The organism is Oceanirhabdus sp. W0125-5 (genome assembly GCF_027938815.1).
In the GTDB taxonomy this organism is placed as follows: Bacteria; Bacillota; Clostridia; order Clostridiales; family Clostridiaceae; genus Oceanirhabdus.
Genome location: NZ_CP115913.1, coordinates 3,857,943 through 3,883,758 on the forward strand (window position 1 = coordinate 3,857,943; position 25,816 = coordinate 3,883,758).

At 28.5% G+C, this 25,816-nt stretch carries 27 protein-coding genes; 4 read left to right on the plus strand and 23 right to left on the minus strand.

Going from position 1 to position 25,816, the window contains the following annotated elements; all coding sequences use genetic code 11:
* Positions 1–82 precede the first annotated feature (82 nt).
* The 6 genes from OW730_RS18100 to OW730_RS18125 all read right to left on the minus strand — a co-directional run bounded on the left by OW730_RS18100 (position 83) and on the right by OW730_RS18125 (position 3,374).
* Complete coding sequence (locus OW730_RS18100) at positions 83–484, minus strand: bacteriohemerythrin (RefSeq protein ID WP_271225455.1); 402 nt, start codon at positions 482–484, stop codon at positions 83–85.
* Between the two features lie 100 nt (positions 485–584).
* A complete protein-coding gene (locus OW730_RS18105; RefSeq protein WP_271225456.1) occupies positions 585–1,070 on the minus strand; it encodes a UPF0158 family protein in 486 nt (161 codons plus the stop codon).
* Positions 1,071–1,094: 24 nt separating this feature from the next.
* Positions 1,095–1,661 (minus strand): class I SAM-dependent methyltransferase, encoded by a 567-nt coding sequence (locus OW730_RS18110; protein ID WP_271225457.1) that lies wholly within the window; start codon positions 1,659–1,661, stop codon positions 1,095–1,097.
* A gap of 5 nt (positions 1,662–1,666) precedes the next feature.
* Positions 1,667–2,230: a flavodoxin family protein gene (locus OW730_RS18115; RefSeq protein WP_271225458.1), complete on the minus strand. Its 564-nt coding sequence runs from the start codon at positions 2,228–2,230 to the stop codon at positions 1,667–1,669.
* 28 nt (positions 2,231–2,258) lie between these two features.
* Positions 2,259–3,170: a ketopantoate reductase family protein gene (locus tag OW730_RS18120; protein WP_271225459.1), complete on the minus strand. Its 912-nt coding sequence runs from the start codon at positions 3,168–3,170 to the stop codon at positions 2,259–2,261.
* A 3-nt stretch (positions 3,171–3,173) separates the two neighbouring features.
* Positions 3,174–3,374 carry a YwbE family protein gene (locus OW730_RS18125; RefSeq protein WP_271225460.1) on the minus strand — a complete coding sequence of 67 codons (201 nt, stop codon included), beginning with the start codon at positions 3,372–3,374 and terminating at the stop codon, positions 3,174–3,176.
* Between the two features lie 210 nt (positions 3,375–3,584).
* Between OW730_RS18125 and OW730_RS18130 the strand changes: the two genes are divergently transcribed.
* Positions 3,585–4,313, plus strand: coding sequence for a DUF6270 domain-containing protein (locus OW730_RS18130; protein ID WP_271225461.1), 729 nt, complete (start codon positions 3,585–3,587; stop codon positions 4,311–4,313).
* A gap of 99 nt (positions 4,314–4,412) precedes the next feature.
* On the opposite strand, the gene OW730_RS18135 is transcribed toward OW730_RS18130, so the two are convergent.
* The 7 genes from OW730_RS18135 to OW730_RS18165 form a co-directional block, all read right to left on the minus strand.
* The gene (locus OW730_RS18135) at positions 4,413–5,147 is read right to left on the minus strand and encodes an SAM-dependent methyltransferase (RefSeq protein WP_271225462.1); all 735 of its coding nucleotides are present in this window, start codon (positions 5,145–5,147) and stop codon (positions 4,413–4,415) included.
* 79 nt (positions 5,148–5,226) lie between these two features.
* Entirely contained in the window at positions 5,227–6,138 is a 912-nt protein-coding gene (locus tag OW730_RS18140; protein ID WP_271225463.1) for a helix-turn-helix transcriptional regulator, read from the minus strand.
* A gap of 53 nt (positions 6,139–6,191) precedes the next feature.
* Positions 6,192–6,881: a response regulator transcription factor gene (locus tag OW730_RS18145; protein WP_271225464.1), complete on the minus strand. Its 690-nt coding sequence runs from the start codon at positions 6,879–6,881 to the stop codon at positions 6,192–6,194.
* A complete protein-coding gene (locus OW730_RS18150; protein WP_271225465.1) occupies positions 6,874–8,355 on the minus strand; it encodes a HAMP domain-containing sensor histidine kinase in 1,482 nt (493 codons plus the stop codon). Before OW730_RS18150 ends, OW730_RS18145 begins: the two co-directional genes overlap by 8 nt.
* Before the next feature lie 3 nt (positions 8,356–8,358).
* Positions 8,359–9,093, minus strand: a complete 735-nt coding sequence (locus OW730_RS18155; RefSeq protein ID WP_271225466.1) for an ABC transporter permease — start codon at positions 9,091–9,093, stop codon at positions 8,359–8,361.
* A 2-nt stretch (positions 9,094–9,095) separates the two neighbouring features.
* Positions 9,096–9,815, minus strand: a complete 720-nt coding sequence (locus OW730_RS18160; protein WP_271225467.1) for an ABC transporter ATP-binding protein — start codon at positions 9,813–9,815, stop codon at positions 9,096–9,098.
* Between the two features lie 61 nt (positions 9,816–9,876).
* Positions 9,877–10,803 carry a hypothetical protein gene (locus tag OW730_RS18165; RefSeq protein ID WP_271225468.1) on the minus strand — a complete coding sequence of 309 codons (927 nt, stop codon included), beginning with the start codon at positions 10,801–10,803 and terminating at the stop codon, positions 9,877–9,879.
* A 354-nt stretch (positions 10,804–11,157) separates the two neighbouring features.
* Here OW730_RS18165 and OW730_RS18170 point away from each other — a divergent pair, with 354 nt between their 5' ends.
* Positions 11,158–11,433 carry a hypothetical protein gene (locus OW730_RS18170; RefSeq protein WP_271225469.1) on the plus strand — a complete coding sequence of 92 codons (276 nt, stop codon included), beginning with the start codon at positions 11,158–11,160 and terminating at the stop codon, positions 11,431–11,433.
* A 56-nt stretch (positions 11,434–11,489) separates the two neighbouring features.
* On the opposite strand, the gene OW730_RS18175 is transcribed toward OW730_RS18170, so the two are convergent.
* Positions 11,490–12,014, minus strand: coding sequence for a hypothetical protein (locus tag OW730_RS18175; RefSeq protein WP_271225470.1), 525 nt, complete (start codon positions 12,012–12,014; stop codon positions 11,490–11,492).
* Positions 12,015–12,325: 311 nt separating this feature from the next.
* Here OW730_RS18175 and proB point away from each other — a divergent pair, with 311 nt between their 5' ends.
* The gene (gene proB, locus OW730_RS18180) at positions 12,326–13,486 is read left to right on the plus strand and encodes a glutamate 5-kinase (RefSeq protein ID WP_271225471.1); all 1,161 of its coding nucleotides are present in this window, start codon (positions 12,326–12,328) and stop codon (positions 13,484–13,486) included.
* Between the two features lies 1 nt (position 13,487).
* Entirely contained in the window at positions 13,488–14,744 is a 1,257-nt protein-coding gene (locus OW730_RS18185) for a glutamate-5-semialdehyde dehydrogenase (protein WP_271225472.1), read from the plus strand.
* A gap of 47 nt (positions 14,745–14,791) precedes the next feature.
* Here OW730_RS18185 and OW730_RS18190 read toward each other — a convergent pair whose 3' ends face one another.
* The 9 genes from OW730_RS18190 to OW730_RS18230 all read right to left on the minus strand — a co-directional run bounded on the left by OW730_RS18190 (position 14,792) and on the right by OW730_RS18230 (position 25,800).
* The gene (locus OW730_RS18190) at positions 14,792–17,668 is read right to left on the minus strand and encodes an ABC transporter permease (RefSeq protein ID WP_271225473.1); all 2,877 of its coding nucleotides are present in this window, start codon (positions 17,666–17,668) and stop codon (positions 14,792–14,794) included.
* Positions 17,669–17,679: 11 nt separating this feature from the next.
* Positions 17,680–18,669, minus strand: coding sequence for an efflux RND transporter periplasmic adaptor subunit (locus OW730_RS18195; RefSeq protein ID WP_271225474.1), 990 nt, complete (start codon positions 18,667–18,669; stop codon positions 17,680–17,682).
* A 16-nt stretch (positions 18,670–18,685) separates the two neighbouring features.
* Positions 18,686–19,672: an ABC transporter ATP-binding protein gene (locus OW730_RS18200; RefSeq protein ID WP_271225475.1), complete on the minus strand. Its 987-nt coding sequence runs from the start codon at positions 19,670–19,672 to the stop codon at positions 18,686–18,688.
* Positions 19,665–20,342: an ABC transporter ATP-binding protein gene (locus OW730_RS18205; protein ID WP_271225476.1), complete on the minus strand. Its 678-nt coding sequence runs from the start codon at positions 20,340–20,342 to the stop codon at positions 19,665–19,667. The genes OW730_RS18200 and OW730_RS18205 overlap by 8 nt, the downstream gene beginning before the upstream one ends.
* A gap of 94 nt (positions 20,343–20,436) precedes the next feature.
* Positions 20,437–21,450 carry an efflux RND transporter periplasmic adaptor subunit gene (locus OW730_RS18210; RefSeq protein WP_271225477.1) on the minus strand — a complete coding sequence of 338 codons (1,014 nt, stop codon included), beginning with the start codon at positions 21,448–21,450 and terminating at the stop codon, positions 20,437–20,439.
* A gap of 527 nt (positions 21,451–21,977) precedes the next feature.
* Entirely contained in the window at positions 21,978–22,682 is a 705-nt protein-coding gene (locus tag OW730_RS18215) for a phosphotransferase enzyme family protein (RefSeq protein ID WP_271225478.1), read from the minus strand.
* Positions 22,683–22,923: 241 nt separating this feature from the next.
* Positions 22,924–23,772 carry an AraC family transcriptional regulator gene (locus OW730_RS18220; RefSeq protein ID WP_271225479.1) on the minus strand — a complete coding sequence of 283 codons (849 nt, stop codon included), beginning with the start codon at positions 23,770–23,772 and terminating at the stop codon, positions 22,924–22,926.
* A gap of 318 nt (positions 23,773–24,090) precedes the next feature.
* Positions 24,091–25,308 carry a 2Fe-2S iron-sulfur cluster-binding protein gene (locus tag OW730_RS18225; RefSeq protein WP_271225480.1) on the minus strand — a complete coding sequence of 406 codons (1,218 nt, stop codon included), beginning with the start codon at positions 25,306–25,308 and terminating at the stop codon, positions 24,091–24,093.
* 3 nt (positions 25,309–25,311) lie between these two features.
* The gene (locus tag OW730_RS18230) at positions 25,312–25,800 is read right to left on the minus strand and encodes a hypothetical protein (RefSeq protein ID WP_271225481.1); all 489 of its coding nucleotides are present in this window, start codon (positions 25,798–25,800) and stop codon (positions 25,312–25,314) included.
* Between the last annotated feature and the right edge of the window lie 16 nt (positions 25,801–25,816).

Sequence of the window (25,816 nt, forward strand, 5' to 3'; positions counted from 1 at the left end):
TGTTTATATATTATGCTGAAAAAGTTGTGATTATGAAAAATCCTCTTATAAGAAATTACTTATAAGAGGATTAATATTTTTATTATTTTCCAACTATCATTAAATCCTTCTCTATGATATGCTCAGCAAGCCATTTAGCAAGAAAATTTAATATTTCCATTATATATTCATCTTGATTGTGATCAATCTTATTTAGATCTACATTATTTATTTCTCCAATAAATTTTGCATGTTCAATTTTTTGACTAAACATCTTTTTATAGTTGATACTTTCCATATACTCTTCTTCATCTCTGAAATGAATAATTGTATAACTTTTCAATTCCTCAAGAATTTCTATTATTTTATCATATTTATCATTACTATAAGTATTCTTTAATAACTGATATGCTCTATCACCAATTTCAAAAAGCTTTGCATGCTGTTCATCAATATGAGGAATACCTAACTTGTACTCTTCTTTCATTTCAAATAATTTACTCATCCTTTAATCCCACTTTCCCTGTTATTCAATATAAATTTCTTAAAATCACGTTTTTTATCATAGCATAGTATATCATAAGTTCAATTTGATGTATATTATTTTACTCTACATAATCTATGTTATTTCTTTCACACCATGCTTGAATCTTTTCAATAAACTTTTCGTCTAAATAGTCATACCATTCATCATAAATCCCTTTTTCATAAAGTATATTTTTGAATTTACGTAAAGGATTATCTCCATTAATCGCTATGCTTAACTCTTCTAGTACCTTTTTATCTTTAAAAGAAAAACAAAATTCTCTCATAATATCATCTTCATTTATTTCATCTTCATTTGGAATATCAACATAATTATCACTATTCTTAACAATATCCTCACATATTTTAAAATCAGATACCTCCCATTCCTCAAGGTCCTCTGGGTTTTCTCCATTTTCAATCATTTGAATAAATTTTGTTGGTACGGATACAACCTCTCCTGCTTTCATATTGATAAATATATTATAGGGTTCAAACTCCTCTAGTTCTCCAGTACTCAATTCTATACATTCTTTTAATTCTTTTATACTAACCTTATTGCTCATCTTATCCTCCTTAATCTGATAAAACTATGAAACTACAACCCCATAGAAAGAATCAGCCCATTCAAATTCTTTTTCAACATTTAAATTGTTATTTTGGCAAAGCTTTATCACCTCATCTTTACTAATTCTATGATGAACTGGAGGACCCATTTTAGTCTCTTTTTTCTTCCACTCAATAATTGCCAATTTACCATTCTCTTTAGTAATTCTATTAATCTCTTTTAATAGTCTTTCCTTATCCTCAATCTCATGTAATACGTTAACCATAAGTCCAAAGCTAACAGAATTATCAGGTAGTTTCAAATCATATTCATCAGTCTTAACATTAGTAATATTTTTTATTCCTAATGACTCTGCTTTTATTTCTACCTCATCAAGCATTTCCTGTGAAATATCAAGTCCGTAAATTCTATTATTAATATCAACAATTTCTGCTGCTGGTATTGTAAAATATCCAATACCGCATCCAATATCCGCTATTGTATCATTTTTTTCAATCCCTAATAACTCAAGAGTTTTCTTTGGTGGAAACACTTCTCTTCTCCATTCATTATCAAGTTTTTTCTTATTAATTGGGTTAAATTTATGCATCAAAATCACTCCTTAGTTTTTAATTCATTTAATCTTAATGCTAGTTCTCGAACATTTTTTAAAGCTTGCTTATCTTCTTTTGCAGCAATATTATTAGTATGTAAAGATTGAACTGTTCCAATCGATTCTGTATTCATTTGTTTAAAAATAATATTCGCCCCCCTTATTCCTAATTCTGGATTTCCATCTCCCCCACCAGTAATTATAAGTGCGCCCATTTTCTTTTTCAGTTGAAAATTAATATCTTTTTTAATACATCTAGCAACAAAAAAGCATTGCAGCCTGCTTGCAAAACTTAAAACCTTCCCTGTAAGTTGAGAAAAATAAATAGGAGATGCTAAAATTACATTATCAACTTCATTAAGCAGTTTATATACCCCCTGCATTTCATCATTAATTGTGCACCCATCATTATTCCAACAATATCTACAATCAATACAAGGACTAATATTAGCATAATATGCATCTATGACCTCCACTTCACCTTTAAGATATTTTCTCATTTCATTAATTAAAGCCATGGTATCTCCATTTTTTCTAGGAGACCCATTAATGATTAGCGTTTTCATATAAACTTCATCCTCTATAAAATTTATTTTAATCATTAATATACATACACTCAATAGTTTTTATCATATTATAGAGCATTTGATTAACTGGTGTAGGAATATTGTATTTACATCCAAGTTCACAAAGCTTCCCTGATAACATATCCACTTCAGTAATTCTCTTAGCCTCCACATCTTGAAACATTGAAGTCTTTCCAGTTGGAGCTAACTTCATAATCATTTCAAAAACCTTATCAATATCTTCTTCACCTAAATCAACATCCATTACATTTGCTATTTGGATTACTTCTCTCATAGCACCTTTAGCTACTTCTCTAGCATATTCATTTTTTTGATATACCCTATAAGGTGCTTTTAAAACTGCAGTTGTTTGATTCATCCCTATGTTAACCATGTATTTCCACCACATATCTCGTATAATATTATGAGATAGATCATATAATATTTGCGCTTCATTAAAAATACTCACTACTTCATTTGTTTTTTTAGTACTTCTTCCATCCTTCTCACCGAAAACAATCTTTCCTTTATTAGAATGATTTATTACATTACCAGATTTTGTGGAATCTCCATTACCTACAAATGAATACAATAGATTATTATACCCAAATTTATTTGCAATTATATCTTCACTATCAATCCCATTTAATAATGATAGTATTATTGTATTATCTCCAATAATCCCATCTAACTGCTCTATAGACTCTTTCAAATCATTATATTTTACAGATATTATAATTAGATCTGCAACGTCATTATATTCCTCTTTAGTTACATAATCAAAGTCATATCTTTTTTTATTAACAATAAAGCCATCTTTTAAGTATCTTTCTTTTCTCTTGTTATCACAAATAACACTGAATTTATAACCAGCATTTGAAAATTGTGAAGCGAATGTTGCCCCTATTGCCCCTAAGCCTAAAAACAAAACTTTTTTCATTTTTTAGTCTCCTCTTACTATTTCTTTAACTCTCCCAACAATTCCATCCTCTAACATAACTTTAATGCCATGATGATGTGTTGCGGAATTAGTTAGTATTCTCATAACCTCTCCTTCTGTTAACTTACCTGTACGTTGATCTTGTTTTTGTACTACTCTTACTTTAGAACCTATTTTAATGTTTGATCTTTTCGTTCCATCCATGAATTTTTCCTCTTTCTAGTAATCATTCTTTTCCTATATATTATACTCTTTTAGTAAATAATTAAAAAGGATTGAAAGGATTGTTTAAATCTTAATTCACATATTACCCAATACTTTAAACCTATCCCCAAAAACTATTTAAAACATATAAAATAATATAGGTGCTTTTTTATTGATTAAAATATTAATAATACTAGTAGGAGGAACTAAATGAATTTTATTATATTAGGTAGTTGTGTAACAAGAGATGCATTTAATTACACTGAAACTTTTCATGTAAAGAGTTACCATGCCCGTTCATCATTAATTAGTCTTGCACACAACCCTTTATTTGTTGATGAGAAAGATATACTATTAGATTCACCTTTTCAAAAAAGAATTATAAAAGCTGACTTTACCAACTCCTTGTATGGAATATTAGAATCTTATAAGTTTGATTATTTAATCATTGATTTTATAGATGAACGTTTTGACCTTCTTAGATATGGTAATTCTTTTGTTACTAGATCTGCTGAATTTGTTAATTCAGGATTACTGGAAAATAAAAAGTATAAGTTTGACCGAGTAAATCGTTATTCTGTAAGTACTCATATTCTTTGGGAAAAAAGTTGTGATATTTTTATATCTAAAATAATAAAGTTAATTCCTCAAAAAAAGATTATATTACACAAAGCATTATGGGCATCAAAATATATAGACAATAATAAGGTATTTGCTTTTCCAAATAAAGAGCTAACCAATATAAAAATGAACAATCTAATTCTCGATAGATATTATTCTTACTTTGAAAGTAAATTGCCTAATATAAATGTTATAAAAATAGATAATAAAGATTTAGTTGCAGACAAAAATCATAAATGGGGACTAACTCCATTTCATTATAAAAAAGACTATTATTTAGAATTACTTCGAAAAATTCATTATATAGTTAATGAATAAGACTTCTATCATATATGTACAATTATAGTTATTAAATATAAATTGCCACCATAAAGAATTATGGTGACAATTTTCCATTGTGACTTTTAAATTATTAAATTATCTCTTTCTTAACACCATTCTTATCCAGCTTAAGTTTCTTCCATTGTCAATTCGAACTAATTTCATTCTATCAGGAATAGGTTCCCATTTCATCATAATGCTATTACCTTCACCATCAAAATCATCAACAAATTCTATATCTACAGTACCACACCGTTTAAAATGTCTTTTCCACCAGTCAAAAGAATGGAAATAATAAAAATCCGTCCACCAATGTTCTTTCAAATAATCTGGTACCATCTCATCAAATTCTTTGTATATTCCAGGTAAAGCGAATCCAATTTGACCATCTTTTTTTATAAGTTTACCAAAATATTCATTGAAATATGTATCTGCAGTTCCATAGAACTGGTATGAATTAATACATACTATTGCATCAAAAAATCCATCAGCAAAGGGCAAATCATGAGCCTCAGCATGGATTGGATATACCAAGTGCTCAACTCCAGCTTCACATATTCGCTTCCAATTATCACTTGCAGCTACCCAAAGATCAGTTGCGAAAACCTGTACACCAAATTCTTTTGCTAAGAATATTGAAGATATAGCATTACCACAACCCATGTCCAATACTCTCATACCTGGTTTTAAATTCATCTTATTTGCTACTGATTCTACAAGCCATAGACAGGGTGAACCCATTTCATTTTCAAGTTGCCATTCTGCATCATATTTTGCTGCTAAAGGATATTTTTCATCTATTATAGCTTTCTTTTTTTCTTCACTAAACATATTCTACTTCCTCCTTCTGCCATGTTATACAATTATTTTAACAACTAAACCCCGACAACATTATGTCGGGGTTTCATAATTAATTATTCATTTCCAATCCACTCATAAGTTTTTGAACAAACTTATCTCTAACATGTTCTGGTTCAATAACCTTAACATAAGGTACAAAACTAAGTAACAATGAATATAACCATTCATCATCAGGATAGTGAACAACAACCCTTATTTCTTTTTCTCCATACTCAATTTGCTCTTTATTAAAATGATCCAATAAACGGCCACGAACAGTATCCTTAAAAACCAAAACTATTCTTTCTGTATGAATTTCCTCAGAATCAGCATATTCCCAAGGCTTAAATGATTCACTAATAGTAAATTTTTCTACAAGAATCTCTTGATCTGTGATTCTACTTAATTTAAATAACCTGAAGTCATTTCTCAATTTGCAATAAGCATGTAAATACCATGTTCCTCCCTTCATTATCAATGAATAGGGCTCAATAAGTCTCTTAGTCTTATTATTGTCAAGGTCATAGTATTCAATTTTTACTCTATTCCTTTCTTCAATTGCTTGTGAAAGCTCTTTTAACTGATTATTGAAATTTGTATCTTCAACCCAAGGATTTATTTGAAAAATAAATTTGCGATATTCATTATTTTGTTCCTCTGGAAGTGAAGTAACAAGTTTCTGATAAATACTTTTTACATCACTATTAGGTACTGCCTTCACCAATGAATTAATAAAACTCATCAACAAACTTGCTTCTTCATTTTTTAAAAAACTTTTATCAATTTTATAATTCTCTAAAAGACTATATCCTCCTGATTTTCCTACATCAGAATATACTGGTATACCTGCAGCACTTAATGTATCCATATCTCTCTGTACTGTCCTTATTGAAACTTCAAATTTTTCAGCTAATTCCTTTGCAGTTACCTTTTCTCTATTAACTAAGGTAAGCAGCATACTTATTAATCTATCAATTTTCACCTTATCCTCCATAACCAAAACAAACCCCTGATGTCCAGAGGTTAGACTTTGCATTAAATTTTAAATCTATATCCAACTCCCCATATAGTTTCAATATATTGAGGATTTGATGTGTCTTTCTCAATTTTATCACGAATTTTTCCAATATGAACAGTTACAGTAGCAATATCACCATAATTATCCATTCCCCATACTCGATCAAATAAAATTTCCTTACTGAATACTCTATCAGGATTTTCAGCTAGAAATAATAGAAGATCATATTCTTTCGTTGTAAAGATAATTTCCTTCCCATTTACTGTAACACGCCTAGCCTCTAAATTTATATTTAATCCTCTAATTGACAAATCTTTAGGTTCATTTCTCTCTTCAACAAGTCTATTGTACCTTGCAATATGAGCTTTTACTCTAGCAACAAGCTCATTTGGACTAAATGGTTTTGTTATATAATCATCAGCCCCAAGACCTAACCCTCTTATTTTATCTATATCCTCTCCTCTTGCTGAAACCATCAATAAAGGTACATTGCTTTCCTCTCTAATCTTCTTGCAAATCTCAAAACCATTAATATCAGGAAGCATTACGTCAAGAATAATTAAATCATACCTATTTGAAAGAGCATTTTTTAAACCTTCTGTTCCTGTATGCTCCATTTCTACTTTATACTCATTGATTTCCAAGTAATCTTTTTCAAGTTCGGCAATACTTATTTCATCCTCAATAATTAATATTTTTTTATTCATGACTATCTCCTTTATCAACAACTTTTTGTAAAGTAAAGCAAATGCTAGTTCCTTCTTCTATCTCACTTTCTGCCCATATCTCCCCTTTATGAGCATCAATAATCTGCTTTGCAATAGCTAATCCCAAACCAGTGCCTCCTACTTTTGTGTTTCTTGCTTCATCCACTCTATAAAACTTATCAAAAATTAAAGGAAGCTGTTCTTTTTCAATTCCAATACCATTATCTTTTATTACAAAATTTAATATTTCATCTTCTCTTAATTCAATATTAAGAACCTTTTCATCTTTATTCATAAATTTAATCGCGTTCTGTACAATATTAAAAATAACACGTTTAATTTTTTGTGAATCCATAATTACTATTGTATTAACGTCAACATTAGTATTGTAATTAATAATTATGTTTTGTTTTGAATATTCTAGTTTTAATTCGTTAATACAATCATCCATAAACCTACATATATAAACTTCTTCCATCTCAAAAGGCAATCTATTTAAATCTAATCTACTAAATAAGAATAAATCATTAATTAACTTATCCATATGCTCTGATTTATTATAGATAACTTGAAGATACTTTTCTAATTTTTCTTCACTATTTGCAACCCCATCCATTATCCCTTCAACATATCCCTTTATTGAAGTAATAGGGGTTTTTAGATCATGTGATATACTTGAAATAAGCTCTTTTCTGTTTTCTTCATACTGAATTTGCTGCTCTACAGATTTTTTTAGTTCACATCTCATAGTTTCAAATGCTTGAATTACTCTTCCAATCTCGTTATTAGATTTTGTTTTCAGTTCAAAATCTAAATTACCTTCTTTAATTTTATTTGCACCTTCTTCTAATTTTTTTAAAGGTATAATAATGTCTTTTGACAACATATAAGTTAAAGGTAAAATTATAATCAAAAGAATTACAAGTAATACGAAGGAAAATATTTTTCCATATCCACCACGGATATTTTTAAAAACTGACATATCAATAATAAAATAATAGTTTATCACTTTGCTATCATATTTAAATTCATATTTTATAAAGTTATACCTATCCTTGTTATACATAAAGGATTTATTTTTACGAATATTCAATTTTTCAAATTTATAACTCTTATCTTCTTTTAAAAGAGTATCATAAAAATCATTAGACAAATTTAATCCACCTACATCGATAAATTCACCGTTATATTCAACTGTTAAGAAACAAGAATAATCCCTAATTTTATTATTTACTTCTTTAATATATACCTCATCTAAAAGGCTACTAGGATTATTCTCTTCTTTTACTTTTAGTTCTACAAACAGATCAACAATTTCTACAACAACCTCATCAAGTTTTTTATCTTGAATTAAAGTACTTCCTGCATCAGTAAAAAATAATGTAATAGCTGTAAATGTAGTTGTAATAAAAAGTATTGCTGCTACCATCACCATAATTATATAAGTGCCAATTAACTTTGTTCTAATAGACATTTTTTAAACTTCCTTCTCCTGGAATTTTATTGCTCCACCAATAAATAATATTATATAATAGCATATCATATATATTGCTAAAAATCCATAATTAGGCAATAACATCTTATCATATAGTCTAATAATTGTAGTAGGTAAAATGCTTCCTACCTGCCCCATAAATATACTCATAATATTCATCCCAATATATAATAAAATACTTATTACTAATGTCATACTACTTGATTTGCACCATAAGCTAACAAAACCTACAGATGTTATAATTAACCCAAGAATAATTATTGCTTTTAAATAGGTTAGTACTATTCCCACAAGGCTAGAGAATACTACAAAACCATCTACAATAAAAGCTATAAGCAAACTTATTCCTAATGCTAATCCCATCATTAATACTACATAATATACACAACCCATAAGTTTACTTAAATATATTGATTGTCTAGATATTGGTAGTGCATAAAGATTACTCATTGTACCATTTTCATATTCTCCTGATATACTATCAACAGTAATCATAGTTGCAAATAGTGGTAAAATAAATCCCATCATCAATGAAAGAATCCATACTGGAAATCTATTACCCTCCATTACAGTTAAACTCAATATATTTTCTCCATAATAAAATAAAACTCCTGCCCCTGCTATAATAATGCTCAATATAATTAATAAAACTTTTGATTTTCTCTTGCTTATAATCTTTTCAAACTCATTTAGTGATAATGTAATAATATTTTTCATGTTTATACCACCTTTCCCTTAACTCTATCAAGATAATATTCCTCAAGGTCATTATATTTTTCAAAAATCTTTTCAACATCTCTAGTTTCTAACCATTGATTATGATGTATAATACAAACTTTTGTTGCGATATCATTAATATCATTTATTAAATGACTTGATATAAGAATTCCTACATTATTTTCATAACTCATCTTCTTAAGAATATTTTTCATAATTGCCCTTCCTTCAATATCTAACCCTGAAAATGGTTCATCTATCAGAAGCAACTTAGGTTCATGGAGCAATGCTTTTGCAAAAGCTAATCTTTGCTTCATACCAGTTGAATAATTAGCCACTTTTTCGTCTTTATAAGCTAGTAACTCTACATATTCTAAAACTTTTAGAATCTTTTGTTCGGTGATATCTCTATATAATTCACTATGAATTTTTAAATTTTTGTATCCTGACAAATATTCATAATGTGCTGATTTTCCTACCATTACTCCAGTCTCCAGCATAGCTTTTTCAATATCAGTTTCAGGTGAATATCCAGTAATAGCAACTTCACCATTTGTTTTCTTTGAAAATCCAATTATACTTTTAATTGCTGTTGTTTTCCCAGCACCATTAGGCCCTAAAAGAGCAACCACTTCGCCTTCGTAAATTGTTAAATTAAGATTCTTGATTCCTCTATTATTCTTATATAATTTAGTTAGATTTTTTACAGATAATAATTCCATAATCCTACCCTCCATATAAGATAAAAGTTTGACTTCCCCGTCAAACTTTTATCTAAAGTGTTTATTTATTAGTTTGACACTTAATAACAGTTACTTCTTTATCTAATAAATTAATAGTATTAACTACAGTTTCATCAATATCATTTATTTCAATTGAGCCTTTTACTACCATTTCATGATTTATTCCTTGTTCATCCTTACCTTCAATTTTAATATTAAAAGAAGTTGCAATCATTTGACTCTCTTCATTCAAAGTTAAGTTTAGTCCTAATCCTTTAACTTTGATATCCTCAATTAAATTTGGCAGGTCATTCACTTCAATAAGTTCTTCAAATAAAGGTAAACATTTAAATTCAGACCCTCTCACTTCTATTTGTGTTCTGTTTTTTTGTTCCGCTGAAGCAGCAGCTGATATCAATAAATTAATTGGGACTGGTATCTCCTCTTCATTAAGATTAAATGAAATTACTTTATTTCCATCTTCTTTTGTAATAAACTCAAAATTATCTTTGTAACCACCAATAAAGTAATCTAGAAATGCTTCTTGTTGAACTGTCATTTCTCCCATGAATTCATGCTTCATTCCTCTGTGCTCTAATTCATCTAGTCTATAATGAGTAGGTTCATTTATTTTGTAATACTTATTCTCTGTAGCATCCACAATTATCTTTTCTTTATCATTTGCGTATATCTCAATGTCTTTTGTTACATTCTGAACTCCTACTTTGAAAGCTCCACTCATTTTTTTCGCTTCATGATCAGCTTTAACTTTTCCGTCAATATTTACAATGTTTACTCCATTATCTTCTACATCAAGAGTAACATTCATTGTACCATTTGAGGTGATCTTCATTGTTCTCATTGATTTAAATGATTTCTTAAACATGTCATAACCTTCACGCTTCACTGATGTAGCGAAAGCTGTAGTTGCGATTGTTGTTACTGCTAATGCTAAAGTTACTATTTGTATAATTCTTTTTCTTTTCATAATTATATCTCCTTTGGAATTTATTTGTTTTTCGATGTAATTTCATTATACGGACCACCTATAAACTACCTATAAAACAAATCTAAAAATTTTCTAAAATTTTCTTATTAATTTCTAAATTTAATTAATTTGCAAATAACTTTTTTATAAAAAATAATGGTGAAATCATCCAAAAATAATTTCACCATTGATATAAACTTTAAATTAACTCAATTGTAAATATATCTTAATTATACTATAATTAACATAATATAAATAATGCTGTTAGTACTTCAGTATTATATTAAACTTATTCTAATAAATTAAATATATGATGTTTGATTTATTAATGAAAGAATATGGGGGTATTTAATAGTGGAAGGCTTAATAATTATAATATTAATTGTTGTTATTATTGTATTTTCTGGTATGAGGACTGAAAGCCATAAAACAAAAATTGAAACTCAAGTTCTTTATCTAGGTGGTACTCTTATTGGATATGAAAGACGTAATATTTTCACAGGTCTAGGTCCTTTTACAGTTGTAGGTAAAGGCAGAGTAGTTTATAAAATTGATTATGAGGTTAATGGTGAAAGAAAAGAAGGTTGGGTACGCTTTGGTGGAATAACAGGTCCTGATTGGCGATTTTAAGTTTAAATATGATAATAATACCCTCTGAGAACAACTCTCAGAGGGTATTATTGTATTTATTCTAACCTATTTGATGCCATATTCATTAATCCTAACATTAAGAAATAGTTTACTATTGAAATAATTAATATTACAAACAATAATAATGGAATAGGTAATATCATCAATACATATAAAGCAATATTAACAATTAAATATAACTTCCATCTTTTAAGAGCTTTCTCTTCAAGATCATAATCACTATTCAATCTAGCTTCCTCAGCTATACCCATACAAATTCTATAAATCATCATCAGATTAATTATTGTATGAACTATTCCTAGTAAAATTAAAACTCCTCCATATGAAACATTTCCTATCTCATTGAATGGAACCCTTACTTGATAAATATCAAAGATTGACAAGAAAATTAAAGGTATTGCAAATACTTTACCTTTAGCAAAATTCTCATTCCTATCTGATAATTTATTTAATCCTGAATAAAATAGAATATATGCTATAATATCTGGTAAAATATCAAACCCGCCAATTCTAAAATCAAAAAGAAAAATAAAGGCCCAAAAAAAATTTTTATACCCCATGATTTCACTCCTTTAATAAATTTTTTATTAACAGATATGTACTGTAATCATCTAAGTCTTTTTAACCTCTCTTTTATAATTCACATTTCCTCTATACAGGTATTACCCATATTATAAACGTTTAAGCTTTTTTTGTAAATATATTCCTTGAGAACAATTATAATCTTATTTTTTCCATAATTACTATAATGCCTTTAAATAATATCTTTATATTGTCGTATATTTTGTACAATATTCAGCTAAAATAAATTAAGTAAATTATTTATATTAATTCAAAGGAGGGAGGACTTTCAATTGATAGTCCATCTATAATGACACAAAAAAGAGAAGATTGTTTAATAGCACTTAAAAGAGTAATTGTTAAAATAGGAACATCAACTTTAACTCATTCAACTGGATTATTAAATTTAGATCGTATTGAAGGTATAGTACGACAATTATCAAATATTCATAATAAAGGTATTCAAGTTGTTCTAGTAACCTCTGGTGCTATAGGTGCTGGTATGGGTAAACTAGGCTTTAAAAGTAAACCAAAGACTATTCCTGAAAAGCAGGCAGCTGCTGCTATCGGACAAGGTATTCTGTTACACATGTACAATAAGTTATTCTCAGAATATGGTAAATCAGTGGCTCAAATATTATTAACCAAAGATGTTATATCTAATCGTACTAGTTTTTTAAATGCGAGAAATTCATTTTTTACATTATTAGATAGAGATATTATCCCTATTGTTAATGAAAACGATGCTGTTGCTATTGATGAAATAAAATTTGGCGATAATGACACTTTATCAGCTATGGTAACTAATTTAATTGAAGGAGATTTACTAATACTTCTTACTGATATTGATGGTTTATACGACTCTAATCCTAAAATAAATCCAGAGGCTAAGTTGATTAAAAATGTACAGAAAATTACAAAAGAAATAAAATCTATGGCTGGGGAAGCAGGTTCAAGCTTTGGAACAGGAGGTATGATAACCAAAATAAAAGCAGCAGAACTCTCTATTCCTTCGGGTGCTTCAGTCATTATTGCAAATGGCTCTATACCTAACGTTCTCAATAAAATTATAGATGGTGATGATATTGGTACTTATTTTGAAGGTAGAAAAAATACTCTTCAAAGTAAAAAATACTGGCTTGCATATAATGCTACTCCAAAAGGAAAAGTAATAATAGATGATGGTGCAAGAGAAGCTTTAGTTATCAATCGTAAAAGTCTACTTCCTGCTGGGATTAATTATGTTCAGGGGACTTTTAGCAAAGGAGAAATTATATCTGTTATTGATTCTAATGGACTTGAAGTTGCTCGTGGTATAACAAATTATACTTCTTTTGACATTGATCAAATCAAGGGAACTAATTCATCATCAATTAGAGAAAATCTAGGTTATAAAAGTTATGATGAAGTTATACATGCTAATAATTTAGTAATAGTAAATAGAAATTATCCTGATGGAAAGGAAGAGTAATATGGATATTAATTTATCTTTAATAGAAAAGGGGAAATCAGCTAAAAAAGCTTCTAGAAAAATGGCAACTCTAAGTACAGATGTAAAGAATAATGCGCTTCTTTCAATGGCTGAGGCTCTGATATGTAATAAAGAAATGATTATTTCAGAAAATGATAAAGATATGAAAAATGGTAGAAACAAAGGATTTTCAAAAGCGTTGCTAGATAGGCTCCTTTTAAATGATAAAAGAATAAATGAAATGGCAGAAGGCCTAAAAAATGTAGCTTCTCTTTCAGATCCTTTAGGAGAAGTATTGAAAATGTGGAAAACTCCAAATAATCTTCAAATAGGTCAAATTAGGGTTCCTCTTGGTATTATAGGTATGATTTATGAAGCAAGACCTAATGTAACAGTTGATGCAGCCGCCCTTTGTGTAAAATCTGGAAATGTTGTTATTTTGAGGGGTGGATCTGAAGCTATCCATTCAAACATCGCACTTTCCAAAATTATTTCAAAAGCAGCTATAGAATCAGGTTTACCTGAAGGATGTATCCAACTTATTGAAACTACTGATAGAGAAGCAGTAAATACCATGATGAAGTTAAATGAATATATAGATATACTTATCCCAAGAGGAGGCGCTGGTCTTATAAACCTAGTAATAAAAAATGCTACAGTTCCAGTAATCAGAACAGGGGTTGGAAACTGTCACATATATGTTGATGAAAAAGCTAACCTTGATATGGCAGAAAGAATAATAATAAACGCAAAAACTCATAGACCTGCTGTTTGTAATTCTTTAGAAACTTTACTAGTACATAATGATATAGCATCAAAATTATTACCAAAACTCGAAAAAACTCTTAGTTCTTTAGGCGTGGAATTAAAAGTATGTCCTAAAAGCCAAATAATACTACCGAATATAACTAGTGCATCAGAAGAAGATTGGTCTACTGAGTTTCTTGATTTAATCTTACCAATTAAAGTTGTAGACTCATTGGATGAAGCTATAGATCATATATATAAATATGGTTCAAACCATTCAGAAGCCATCATAACTAATGATTATTTAAATGCTCAAAGATTCTTAAAAGAAGTGGATGCTGCTGCTGTATATGTTAATGCATCCACTAGATTTACTGATGGTAGTCAATTTGGCTTCGGTGCTGAAATTGGTATTAGTACTCAAAAACTCCATGCAAGAGGCCCAATGGGACTTAATGAACTTACAACAATTAAATATATCATCTATGGCGAAGGACAGATTAGAGAGTAATACAAAAGCCCCTCTGTGATTAATTCTCAGAGGGGCTATATTTAACTTTAATCTTCTCCTAATTTTACTGCCTGGTCTATTTTTAATCTTGAGATATAAGTAACAATTATTATCATAACTACTACTATCATTATACCTAAGATACTATATAGCTTAACATAATCACTTGATAAAGTTTGAATAAGATCAGGTAATACCCTCATTCCTTGAAGCTCATCCATTATAGTAATATTACTAAATAATTTAAATACAATATTTCCTATAATTGTACCTACAACTATAGCTATTCCTGTTGAGAGTATTTGTTCAATCATCAGCATTTTATATAGTTTTCGTTTGTCTAAACCTAAGGAGCGTAAAATACCAAATTGCAGCTCTCTCTCTCTAATTGTAAGCAGCCAAAAGATTATAAAACCAATAAATGAAACAAGCAAAGTCATAATAAATGCAAAAGTATAAGATGCATTTATACTTTGAATAAATATATTATTTTTATAGCTTGATATATAGTATTGTTTTGTTTTATACATAGCTATATTTGCTTCTTTATTTTGTAATTCATTAAATATATCCTTTGTAGATGCATCATCAGTAGTCTTAATCCAAACTTCATAAGGCATTGGATTAATATAATTATAAACATAATTATAGTTTGTGACAATCATATGAGGATTCACATTAGAATTCCAACCTGGCCAATAATCAAATGTTCCAATTATTTTACATTCAAAAAAATATGCTGGTGTTCTGTCGTCTGGCTTGCCTAATGGTGCTGACGCTTCTTCTGCCTCTTTTGCAGCCTTTAGGTCCCTCTCCTTATAGCTTGTATCTTTTAATTTAATACTTATATCATCTCCAACTTTCAATCCTTGTTCTAGTAAACTTGAAGAAACTAAAACTCCATATGGTTTTTCAGATAATGCATTTAAATAATTATACCAATGTGTTGGAAACAAATCCGATCTCATATATGCAGTCTTTCCAAATTCCTCAGGAATTACAGACATAAACTCTAACTGATAAATGCCTTTACGCTTATTATAAATTTCTACACTTGTGGATCTAAGCACTTTAGCAGTTTCTTCTATCCCTGAAACCTCTTTAAACTTTTCATAATCTTCCTCAATCAAATAGTTACTTACATTATCAGCGTATTCCCAGTCTTCTTTAAGAACAACATCTGCCCCCATTAAGTGAGAAATATTATCTATTCCATCATTATTCATTTTTCTTGCTGAATTCATATTATATATACCTATTGATAAAGTTAAAATCAAGAACAACATAATATATTCCTTCTTGGATGAATCTCTGCAATTATTCAAAAGAATATTATAAGTTTCAGGAGCCCATGATTTTTTTCTTATCAAGTATATTCCTTTTATAATATAAGGATATATTCTAAGGAATAATAAACCAAATCCAATACACATAGATATTACTATCAAGAACATTAAAGGATCTATAGGATTTTGAGAAGCTTTAGCAGCAGTTTTCTCAAGTAATCCTCTCTTCATATTTAAGTTAAAAAATGAATATATACTTAAAGCTACTAATGCTATATCTAAAAAATACTTCTTCCAGATTGATTTTCGTTTCACTCTACCTTTCAATCTTTTTGTTTCAACAATAGTTTTCTTACTAGCAAAGTATGCTGGTAATACCATTGTTATTATAAATATTATTGCAACTATAAAAGCGTAGATATAGTCGCTAAAGTTAATACTTACAGCTAAACTCTCTCTATTAACAAATTCAAGAAACCCATTGGCATTCCCTAAAATCTTTACTATATTTTTACCTAACAATGGTCCTATTACTATGGCTATACCACCCAAAATTATTCCTTGAATAACATATGAGTTTATTATATCATTTGTAATTGCTCCTCTACTTTTTAACAATGATATTTCTGTTTTATCGTTATTAACAATGATAGTTGAAACCATTAGTACATAAGAAAACAAAATAACAATAATTGGAACAAACAGTATTAATAGTACTATTGTTGTTGCTTTCATTTTATCATTTAGACTGTTAAATACCTTAGTAAATACAAAGCTGGCTTCTAAGCCATTTTCAGCAAATAAAGTATTTACTTTCTCAACAGTCTTTAACATACTTTTTTTATCTTTGTATTCAATATTACTATAGTCTAGATAATACTCATTAATAAATTTATGCTGTGAAAAATCATTTTCTTTTATCATAGCTAAATGATTTTTTTCATTCATAATTAATGCTGAGTACCATAAATCCCAATCACCTTTTAACCAAAAGTTATTTTCTTTGATTCTAAATACACCTACTATCTTAAAATTAGAAAGACAGTTATTTCTTAAATTTTCATCATCAATTTTTCTAATTGATTCTGTAACATCTCCATCAAAAGTTGTAGAATATAACGTATTAAGAGATAGATTCCTACTATTAAAAGTCTTTTCATCAACTATTACCTCAAAGACTCCATTTTCCTCTCCCTCTTGTGAGTATACTCTCCCTTTAACTATTTCAATATTATCTTCAATATTTTTTAGAGAAACAACTTTAAACCCTAAGTATGACTCCCTTATATTGTTAATTAAGTCAACTTCCTTAGGCCAGAATGACATTCTCTCTGATTCAAGTACTCTTTTTTCTGAAATAATAGGTAATTTGAATTCCTTAGTAACTTCTTTTGTTTCATTTTGTAATTTATCTAATTCTGAAGGTGAGAATTTATTAAATGTATAATTAACACTTCCAGAATGTTGTTTAAATATATGGCTATATTCATCCATATTTCTTTTTAATAATCTATCCTGAACTGCCCTTGAAAACATAGGTACTATTGTAACAACCATAATAGATAAGATTACTCCTAAACATAATGAAAAATATAACCACTTATTTTTAATTATTTTCCTTATAACTCTTACTAACAAGTTAATCACCTCTACTTTAAAATGACTAGTTCATTTTCATCAAGTCCTGAAATAATTTCCACATATTTATTTGTAATCATTCCTACTTCTACAATTTTTCTAACTTTAACTCCACCATCAAGTACAAATACATAATGATAGTCTGATGAATTAAATAACGCTTGATTAGGTATTCTAATAACCTCTTCCTTTTTTTCTCCAACAACCCTATAACTTATATTTTTATCTAACTTTAATCCTTCAGGTATTTCATCCTTAAACTTTATAAAAGCACTTGTCCCATTTTTGTTCTTTTCTACTTTAAGTACTTCTCCTGGATATTCATGTCCACTATAAGTAATTATTGCTGCCATCCCTTCTGAATATAAATCAGATGTATTTTTAATTTTCGTTGCATGAATTACTATCTCATCACTTCCATCAACTACAGCAATTATATCGCTTGATATCATTTCCTTTCCTCTTTGGAAATCTGTAACTTTAGTTATAATCCCATCAATTGGGCTAGAGAACTTAAAACTATCTCTTTTTCTAATCATTTGATCTAATTTTTTAGTTTCATACTTAAGAGTTACATGGGCTAAGTTTTGTTCATATTCTTTAGCATTTTCACTTTTTAATTTGTCATATTTTATCTGAGCAACTTGTACATTTAATTCCTGTAATTCAATCTCATCTTCAATACCCTCTGAGTATAATTCAGCGATTACATCTCCCTTTTTAACCATGTCTCCTTGATTAAAATATACATTTTTTAATCTTCCACCTGACATACTTGAGTATAGAACATGTCTATTCAAAGACTTAGCAATACCATACCCTTGATCTTCTATATAAATATCTCCTTTATCTACTTTGTATGTTCTATATTCAACTTTATTTGTTTTAGATAATATTGGAACCATACCTTTATCTTCTTCTGGGAATATGTTACACCCTGTAAAAACCATGGTAGAACAAATCATTGCAATCGTTATGATCTTTTTTATGTTTTTTCTCATTAGATCATCCCCCTATCTATTTAAATAGTATTATTTCATCATCATTTTTTCTTACTCTAAGCCTATTGTTTTTCAAATTCATTTTTTCAATATAATCTTTAGGTAAATGAAGCCTTCCTATTCTATCAACTACAGCATATTCGTCATGAGTATCATCATTTTCCTCAAAGTTAGAACCTATTTCCCCTATCCTATCAGCATAACTTCTATTTCTAATGAATTCACTGTTAGTTCTTCCATCACTAATAGATATAACTCTATCAACTTTCTTAGCCAAACTTCTATCATGAGTAACAATTAAGATTGTCTGATTCATTTCCTCATTTAATTTTCTTAATATACTGAAAATTTTATCTGAAGTCTTCGTATCTACAGAGCCTGTTGGTTCATCTGCCAAAAGAATTTTAGGATTATTAGCTAATGCAATAGCAATAGCCACCCTTTGTTGTTGACCTCCTGAAAGTTCAAATAATCTATTATTTTTTCTGTGAGAAAGCTCAACCATTTCCAGCAGTTCTAATGCTCTAGCCCTATTGTTAGAACTTCTAAAATAATTTTTAAATCCATTCTGTACTCTATTTTTTACATTAATACTACGATTATTACTTAACAGTTTTTCATTTCTAATTTCCTTTTTTAAACTTAATACTAACTCAATGTTTTCCATTGCAGTCAAATATGGCAATAAATTTCTAGCATTATTTTGCCATACAAAGCCGACAGAATCCCTTTTATATTTTATTAATTGCTCTTCATTTAATTTAAATAAATCCTTCCCATCTACAATCAGCTTTCCTGCACTTGCTTTATCTAATCCTCCTATCATATTCAATAGAGTAGATTTTCCACTTCCACTATTTCCTATAATAGCTGTAAATTCACCTTCTTCAATACGCAGATCCATTCCCTGTAATGCTACAACCTCAAATTCCTCTGTTTTATATATTTTTATAAGATTTTCACAATCAATAACATAATTTTTCTTTTCTTTTTCTTTAACCATTAATTATCACTCCATCACTTAATTCGTATACCCTATCTGCAATATCTATCATGTTAGGATCATGGGTTGTCATTACAATTGTGCTATTATTTTTTTCAACCAATTCCTTTAATACCTTAACGATTTTTAGTGCTGTTGTAGTATCTAGTGCTGAAGTTGGCTCGTCCATAAAAATGATTTCTGGATTACATGCTATTGTTCTTGCTATTGCTATTCTTTGCGCTTCTCCCCCTGATAATTCATAAGGGAATTGTGCGCTGCGCTTAGATAAACCAACTAAATCCAAACATTCTTTAATTCTTTGCTCTCTTGTTTTCTTAGGATAATCGGCTATTCTTAAGCCTAACTCTATATTCTCCTGCGCAGTTAAAGTAGATATTAACCCTCCCGACTGAAAACAAAGACCAATCTTTTTTCTTCTTAACTTATCCTTTTCATAAGATGAATACTTAGAAATATCTTCATTCCTCAGAAATATCTTTCCAGAAGTTGGATCATCCATCGCTGCTAACAAGTTAATAAGTGTTGTTTTTCCAGATCCAGATCTTCCTTTTAAGATTGTCAATTGACCTTCATGTATTTCAATATTTACTGATTTCAAAGCATGCACTTCATCAGAACCTAATTTAAATGTTTTACATAAATCTTGTGTTCTTAATACAACAGACAATTAAATCCCTCCCCCTTCTTAAATTACCACTATTGGGATTAAAATATTGTTTCAATATTATTTATCATAATCATATAATTAAAATTAAGATAAATTACCTCTCTTCTATCTTATAAATAACTTCTTCATTCTCCTTAAGTCCTGAAATAATCTCCACATATTCATCTGTAACCATACCTACTTCTACATTCCTTTTAAGTTTCATTCCATTTTCCAGAACAAATACATACTTGTAATCAAAAGCATCGTACAAACATTCAGAAGGTATTCTAAGAGCATTTTCCTTTTTTTCTCCAATTACCTTAAAATACAGTGCTTCATCTATTTCTAATTCATGGGGTTTTTTATCTTTAAATTCAATAAAAACTTGTGATGATTTTACTCCACTTATTATTATGTCTTTATCTATTTTGGTTACTATTCCAGAATATTCCATTCCTTTATGAGTAATTATTGCATCCATACCTAAGAAATATTTTTCCACTGATTCCCCAATACTAGAACATAAAACTATATTATCAGTATCATCTATTACTGCTACTTTATCATCTTCTTTTATTTCATCACCTTTTTGATAGGTTATCATTCTTGTTATAACACCATCTATAGGACTATAAAAAGTTAACCCCTCTTCCTTTTTAAGAAGCTGAGCCAATTTTTTTCTTTGATACTCTAAAGTAACTTCTGCTAATTTCTTTTCATATTTGTCGGCATCTTCATTATTTAATTTTTCAAAATTTATTTCTGCAACTTGTACAGTTAATTTCTGTAATTCAATTTCATCTTCTAAATCTACTGAATATAATTTTGCAATTATGTCACCCTTTTTTACCTTTGATTCACTTTTAACATATCTTTCTTCTAGTCTGGCACCAGGAACCTTTGAAAATAATATATGTCGATTTAATGACTCAATATTTCCAAAACATTTATGTTCCTGTACTATTTCTCCTTTATCTACTTTAAATGTCTTGTAGTTCAGTGACTCTAAATTAGACAATAAAGTAGCGGAAGTATTGCTTTCCTTCTCAGCTTTTGAACAACCAGAAAAAAACAAACTAAAGCCAACTAATGATATTGCAATAATTTTTTTAATGTTTTTGCCCATTAAATACCCCCCTTACTTTTCAATATTGATTCATAATCTTCTGACTTCTTCTGAGTTTTTTATTTTTTTCTTTAAAACTCTTTCTCTTAAAGAGCAAGAATCAGAATTATCTTTTCCCCCCTTAACTACAAATTTCTTCTTTAATTATATATATATGTAAATAATTTTATCATATTTTCGATATTAAAACAATTTTACCTTATATTACAAATTAGTCACTTAATTTAATTAAATATTATTTTAAATATCTATTAATTTCTACAAAGAATAAATAAAAAAGCACGTTATACGTGCTTATAAAAAAATAAAAATTATTAATATTCAGACTTATCTAGAAAGTGTTAAGTTTAACTATACATCTATTTTCTCTTTGTATTCTTCTCTTTATTTAACTTGGGTAATGTAATTTTAAATACATCATTGTTATAGAAGAATTTGTTTTATTTGCATCTACATTATCTAAGTAAAACTTCTTTTAATCTCTTCATAATATTTTTCTATTCTTACATATTTTTAATATTTATTATCTACAGCTTCATCTCTTTTAGCACTAAATATAGAATAATTATACTTGGATTCTCATGAATTTGTAAAACATAATTTAAAAAATTAACTCTTCGAGCAGTCATAAGTAATTCTAAATCATATTCATCAAATTCAGGTAAAGCTCTAATAGAATTGTATCCTTCAAAGTAATCTCTTTTGACATCATTGCAATTAAAGTTTTGATCATATCTGTAATAGAAGAGCATAATTGCAAAATCATGAATTGGATACCCAAGCATAGCTTCTTCAAAATCAAGTAATCTCAATTCATTTTTATAGATTTTAATATTCCAAGGATTTAAATCTGCATGAATTAACTGTGACTCACCTGTCTGATAATATTGTGGAAGTCTTTCATTAAGATAAGGAATAATAAAATCCATCACTTTATGATACTCTTCATTTAAAAATTTTTGATATTTTTCTTCTTTATACACACCAACTTCACCATTATAATAAAATACTTCTTTCCATGATTTTGGAGATAAATTTTTAGGTATGTTTAATTTATTAGTTCCCTCATGAAGCTTAGCTGTTAATATACCTAGTTTATAAAACCATTCTGCTGTTTCACAACCATGAAAATCTTTTCCCTCAATCCATTTATATAAAGCAACTCGTTTTATTGTTGAAGTGTATTTAGACTCAATTGTTATAATACCATCTCCTGTGTTTGAATAAACCACCTCTGGAATAACAATATCTGTTCGTCGCTGTACTGCATCAATAAAAAATACCTCAGCTAAATTATCTTCAATAGTACTGAATTCTTCTTGGAAAATTTTCAGACATATAAATTATTCTGAGTATCATAAACTTTAAAGAATACATTTGTTTCCTCAATTTAATAAATGCAATTAACAAAAAATTCCCCCTGACTGAGAGTCTTGAGAGAATAAACATGGTTTATATTGAGTTAGCTTTATTCTATGTTTTTATGGGTATATATAATCTGCTTTCATTATCATTTTTGTAGTCAAATATTATTAAATCGTCACCTTCTAATAACTCATAACCCGATTTAGGTAAAAAGCTTCCATATATATAATTAAATGTATCATCCATTTTTTCCCGTGATGCCTTATGAATAAATACTAAGTAATCTCTTCTCGGTAAGAGTTTTCCGATCATACCTTTAGGTATATCTTTAAAATCTCTAACCTCTGTGCAAAACATATAGTTAACTTGTTTTTCAGGATAAAAATCAGATACATCTGAATAGCAAATCCCTGTTATCATATTAGGATCAACAACATTTTTTATTAAATCTTTTCTACTAATAAAATCCTTAAGCATTTTATTAAAAGTAATAATATTATATTGTTCAGTATACTCAACTCCAACTACCATTATTTCCTTTTCAATGATTGAATGATAAACTACTTCAATATTCTGAGTTATATGCTTCATATTATCAACATTAATTATATTCCTATGATAATAAGTAATATTTTTATTTTCTTTTCTGTATTTACCTGGAGTCTTATTATAAACCTTTTTAAATGCCCTTGTAAAAGATTCTTGAGAACCAAAATGATATTTCATTGCTATTTCAATAACCCTTGTATTTGTATATAATAACTCAAAAGAAGCTTCAGTTAGTCTTCTTTTCCTTATATATTCTCTTAAACTATCTCCTGTCAATGCTTTAAATATTCTTTGAAAATGATATAATGAAAAACCACCTGCCTCTGCTACTTCTTTCAAAGCTATATCTTTTATGAGATTATCTTCAATAAAATCTAGTGATTTCTGAATACAAGAATAATAATCCATATGAATTTAGCTCCTTTCTTCTTTGAGTTTAAAATATCTATATTGATTCTGAACTTAACAACATACGTCAAATTTTACACTTTAATTAGATCATTTGTTAATTAATATACAATAAATTATTTCATATTATAATGAACTTTTTTTGATATTTTGTGCTATCTTTATATTATAGACTTCTTTTCCTCTATTAAAGAAGTAAATTTTGTATTTATTAATCATTTTTAAATTATAATTAATCCCTATTACTGGACTTATTATTTATGTCTAGTAATAGGGATACATTTTAAAATACTGTGATAAAATAATTTATATTATCTGTTAAGATTGGTATACCAACCTTCCTTCCCATTCTTCTCCTGAATAATGTGTGATTTTTTCAGTAATAGCTCCTGTAGGACATACCCCAATACACGCTTCACATTCAACGCATGCACTCTGATTAAATTTCTTATTTGCTCCTATAGCTACAAATGTCTTAGCCCCTCTATTTGCAAAACCCATGTTACTTTTTCCAGCAATTTCTCTACAAGCACGTACACATCTTCCACACAGAATACATTTATTTTGATCATAATTAAGTATAGGACTTGTGCTATCAACAGATACTTTTTCTTTGTTTTGTTCAAATCTTGTATTTTGGATTCCAAATTCACGTATTAAACCTTGTAATTCACATGACCCTAAAACAGTTGCATTTCCCTTAAAGCATGTTAAGCAATTATGCTCATTTGTAGCCAACAACAACTCAAGTATAGTTTTTCGAATATGATTTAATTCTTTATCGTGAGTAATAATTTTCATATTATTTGTTACACTTGCTGCACATGCAGGAATCAACTCTTTTTGTCCTTCTACTTTTACCAAACATAGCCTACAATTAGCATCTGCTGTCATATCAGGATGAGCACATAAATGAGGTATTTTAAAACCATTAGCCTTAGCAGCTTTCATAATGGTTGTACCATTTTTTACGCTGCATTCCTTACCATTAATCGTAACTTTTATCAAATCTTTATTGATATTAATTGCATCTTCACTTTCATTAAAAAACGATGGATATAATTCCATTCTTTCTGATATTTGTGAAATATCATATCCTTCTTCACTTGCTTCAAAACCAGTCCACTCAAAAGGTGAAGTTAATACCATTCCCTTATCCTCAGTATAGTTTCCAACTCCTACAGTTTTAGCTACACAAATAACTTTATTTTCTTTTAAAAGATATTTTGGTATTTCAGCCCCATCTTCACATGTTAATGTAATTATAGTTGTTGCTTTATCAAATAAATCTTTTTTATTTGGATTGTTTATACGTTCTTGTACTAAAGAATATATACATCCTATGCTTATTAGTTCTTTTCCTATTACTTCATACCCATCTGCAGTAAGCATTTCTTCTAGAAGGTTTAGATTATCTGTACCTCCTACTCCACAAAGAGCTATACAAGCATTACAACTCCATAGTAGTATTTTATCATTTAAATCCAACTTATTTTTCAAATCATCATAGCTTAGTTTACGTACTGATACTATCATTTGCTAGACCTCCAAATCCATAGCTATTTGTTTTTCTACCAATTTATCTTTTCCGTCTGTACCCATAATATATTCTTCTCCTAGTTTGTCCTTATGTTTTTCATAAGGCATTACAACTTTTATGATTTCTGTATTTGCATCTGCTACAAAAAGTCCGATATCCTCCACAGATTCTACAACTTTAACATGAGAAAAATTATTCTTCATGTTAAAAAAGCCAGCAGAACAACTTAAGGCAATAACTGTATTTACATCAAAAGATAACTTTGCCTTATGAATGTATGGTTCAACACATGCAGCTGGCAACATATAACCATCTAACACATTATATCCATCATTCCTTAATTTTAATGCAAGCTCTTTCATTTTTTCTGGACCTCCAGCTCCAGAAGTACGTACACATCCATTACATCCAACTATAGTAATCGAGTCTTTTTCTTTATCTATTTTACTTATTATATCTTCATATTTAAAAGAATTTGTAAATATCATACTTATCACTTCCTTT

Coding starts and splice junctions, on each gene's coding strand:
- OW730_RS18100 (WP_271225455.1), bottom strand. CDS start 484: ATGAGTAAATTATTTGAAATGAAAGAAGAGTACAAGTTAGGTATTCCT.
- OW730_RS18105 (WP_271225456.1), bottom strand. CDS start 1,070: ATGAGCAATAAGGTTAGTATAAAAGAATTAAAAGAATGTATAGAATTG.
- OW730_RS18110 (WP_271225457.1), bottom strand. CDS start 1,661: ATGCATAAATTTAACCCAATTAATAAGAAAAAACTTGATAATGAATGG.
- OW730_RS18115 (WP_271225458.1), bottom strand. CDS start 2,230: ATGAAAACGCTAATCATTAATGGGTCTCCTAGAAAAAATGGAGATACC.
- OW730_RS18120 (WP_271225459.1), bottom strand. CDS start 3,170: ATGAAAAAAGTTTTGTTTTTAGGCTTAGGGGCAATAGGGGCAACATTC.
- OW730_RS18125 (WP_271225460.1), bottom strand. CDS start 3,374: ATGGATGGAACGAAAAGATCAAACATTAAAATAGGTTCTAAAGTAAGA.
- OW730_RS18130 (WP_271225461.1), top strand. CDS start 3,585: ATGAATTTTATTATATTAGGTAGTTGTGTAACAAGAGATGCATTTAAT.
- OW730_RS18135 (WP_271225462.1), bottom strand. CDS start 5,147: ATGTTTAGTGAAGAAAAAAAGAAAGCTATAATAGATGAAAAATATCCT.
- OW730_RS18145 (WP_271225464.1), bottom strand. CDS start 6,881: ATGAATAAAAAAATATTAATTATTGAGGATGAAATAAGTATTGCCGAA.
- OW730_RS18150 (WP_271225465.1), bottom strand. CDS start 8,355: ATGTCTATTAGAACAAAGTTAATTGGCACTTATATAATTATGGTGATG.
- OW730_RS18155 (WP_271225466.1), bottom strand. CDS start 9,093: ATGAAAAATATTATTACATTATCACTAAATGAGTTTGAAAAGATTATA.
- OW730_RS18160 (WP_271225467.1), bottom strand. CDS start 9,815: ATGGAATTATTATCTGTAAAAAATCTAACTAAATTATATAAGAATAAT.
- OW730_RS18165 (WP_271225468.1), bottom strand. CDS start 10,803: ATGAAAAGAAAAAGAATTATACAAATAGTAACTTTAGCATTAGCAGTA.
- OW730_RS18175 (WP_271225470.1), bottom strand. CDS start 12,014: ATGGGGTATAAAAATTTTTTTTGGGCCTTTATTTTTCTTTTTGATTTT.
- proB (WP_271225471.1), top strand. CDS start 12,326: ATGACACAAAAAAGAGAAGATTGTTTAATAGCACTTAAAAGAGTAATT.
- OW730_RS18185 (WP_271225472.1), top strand. CDS start 13,488: ATGGATATTAATTTATCTTTAATAGAAAAGGGGAAATCAGCTAAAAAA.
- OW730_RS18195 (WP_271225474.1), bottom strand. CDS start 18,669: ATGAGAAAAAACATAAAAAAGATCATAACGATTGCAATGATTTGTTCT.
- OW730_RS18200 (WP_271225475.1), bottom strand. CDS start 19,672: ATGGTTAAAGAAAAAGAAAAGAAAAATTATGTTATTGATTGTGAAAAT.
- OW730_RS18210 (WP_271225477.1), bottom strand. CDS start 21,450: ATGGGCAAAAACATTAAAAAAATTATTGCAATATCATTAGTTGGCTTT.
- OW730_RS18220 (WP_271225479.1), bottom strand. CDS start 23,772: ATGGATTATTATTCTTGTATTCAGAAATCACTAGATTTTATTGAAGAT.
- OW730_RS18225 (WP_271225480.1), bottom strand. CDS start 25,308: ATGATAGTATCAGTACGTAAACTAAGCTATGATGATTTGAAAAATAAG.
- OW730_RS18230 (WP_271225481.1), bottom strand. CDS start 25,800: ATGATATTTACAAATTCTTTTAAATATGAAGATATAATAAGTAAAATA.